This is a genomic window from Candidatus Komeilibacteria bacterium CG_4_10_14_0_2_um_filter_37_10, assembly GCA_002793075.1.
Taxonomy (GTDB): Bacteria; Patescibacteriota; Patescibacteriia; order UBA1558; family UBA1558; genus UM-FILTER-37-10.
Genome location: PFPO01000014.1, coordinates 1 through 1,165 on the forward strand (window position 1 = coordinate 1; position 1,165 = coordinate 1,165).

The 1,165-nt window shown below is 43.4% G+C and carries 1 protein-coding gene; it reads right to left on the reverse strand.

Annotation, left to right across the window (positions count from 1 at the left end; translation table 11 throughout):
• Window positions 1-1,165 (reverse strand): hypothetical protein (locus COX77_00765; GenBank protein PIZ99708.1); only part of this gene is annotated, 1,165 nt, incomplete at both ends.

Below are 1,165 nucleotides of genomic sequence, written 5' to 3' on the forward strand. Positions count from 1 at the left end.
CGGAGCCAGTGTGCACGAACAGAGGCGAGAGCTTCTGTTTTTGCTTTATTCATCGGCATTTTTGTCGGTTCTAACCTTAAGTATTTCTTTTCCAATGCAGGATAGTCATTTTGTATCTCTGCAAACCATTCATTCGGCTCAATGGCGAGTTTTTGGTCTGTAATTATCGGCGTTTTTCCGAGTGCCAGTAAAATCTCCTTCTTTAGTTCTAACCCTGCTTTTCCCATTTTGTTAGCTCGCAAGAAAGCGGCTCGTGCGTAGGTTGTAAAAGCAAATGTCTTTTCGGTAAGCTCAAGCCATTTCTCGGCTCGTGTCTCGGTCTCTCGCAGGTTTTCTTTCATTTGGGCGATTTTGCTCGTAAGCGTGTTTTTCTCTTTGATAAAAGTTTCGTCATCAATAAGCTGGCGGTATCTCATCTTGGTAAGCTCATCCAGCTCTTTTTGGGTCTCAACCAAGTTTTTGTGCCGCATTTCATAAACTTTTGTCCTATCCTCAATCTCGGTATCATTCTTTTTATTCAAACCCTCTAACGCCCACTGCAAGAACTCTGGCAGGATGGTGTATTTTTCTATTTCCTTCTCAATCGCTACTTCCAAATCATCCACTGGGATATTTTTCTTTTGATTGCACTTAATCTTTGTCGTTTTTCTCGTGCAGTGATAATAAGTGTGTTCTCGGATTTCTCCTGATTTGAGGAGTTTTTTCTTCGTCTCGGCGGTATAAAGACAACCGCATACGCCGCACCGCATAGACCCCGTAAAAGCGAACTCGTGGTGTTTCGGTCTCGGTTTTCCTTCTCTGCCCAAAAGCATTTGCACTCGGTCATATTCTTCAAGCGTAATCATCCGCTCGTGCTGTCCTGCGTATTGCACCCCCGCATTTTCAATAGTCCCTGCGTAAAATAAACTCGTAAAAATCTTGTAAATCCCACTTCGTGATAATTCATTGCCGCCAATTCTCTTAAACTTTCTCGTCCGAAAACCCCACTCTTTATTTACCATATCCAAAATCTTGGGCGGGGTGTAATTGCCCGTGAGCATTAAATCCCACATTTTGCGGACGAGATTAAATCGCTCTGGGTCTTTGATGATAGTTTTATTTTCTTTGTCGTTGAGATAGCCGAGTGGGGCTACTCCCGTTTGCCACCCTTTCTCCAACTTGGAGA